The organism is Streptomyces viridosporus (assembly GCF_002078235.1).
Classification (GTDB): domain Bacteria; phylum Actinomycetota; class Actinomycetes; order Streptomycetales; family Streptomycetaceae; genus Streptomyces; species Streptomyces viridosporus.
Map to the genome: position 1 here is coordinate 1 of NZ_MSGP01000960.1, position 692 is coordinate 692.

General features: G+C 78.6%; 1 pseudogene. It reads right to left on the bottom strand.

The annotated features are described in order from the left end of the window. Nucleotides 1-692 (bottom strand): annotated as a pseudogene (locus B7L92_RS38910) (sacsin N-terminal ATP-binding-like domain-containing protein); the annotation flags it as partial.

Here is a 692-nt window from a genome sequence, read left to right on the forward strand (position 1 = left end):
GTCCGGGTGGGCGACCTTGAGCCCGAGCCGGGCCAGCACCTCGGGGTCGGTCCGGGCGGCCTCCGCGCCGGGCAGCAGCACCTGGCGGGGCCCGATCGTGGTCCGGCCGTCGGCCAGCGGCACCGGCAGCCCGGACAGCCGGTCCGGGTCGACGCCCGCGAGGCTCTCGTACAGCCGCCGCCACCAGTCGGGCGCCTTCTCCAGTCCCGCGAGCCGGTCGATCGCGTCCGCGAGCGGCAGGCGGGTGACACCGAGGGTGCGCAGCTCGGCACGGCGTTCCAGCCCGGCGGGCAGGAGGGTCGGCAGCACCTCGGCCAGCACCCGCACGGTGTCCGCGCCCGCGCCCTCGACGACCTCGGCGTCCCGGGGCCGCAGGGACTCGGGCAGGCCGGAGTCGTCGTCCCGCTCGCGCGGCCCGGCGGCGGGCGGCAGGAAGGAGGTGCGCGGCAGCCGGTCGAGGACCGCCTGCCGCAGCGCGCCGTCCAGCTCGCCCTTGCCGAGCGGGCCGGGCACGAGGTCGATGATCCCGGCGTTCACCGGGCGCCACTCGGCGAGGAGTCCGGCGTAGGCGTCCGCCGCGCGCTGCACCAGGAAGTCGGTGAGCGGGCCGGGGGCGGTGTGCCGGCGGGTGGAGTCCAGCGGGAAGGAGGCGATGAGCAGGGCGGGGACGCCGAGGGGCTCGTCGCTCGGGG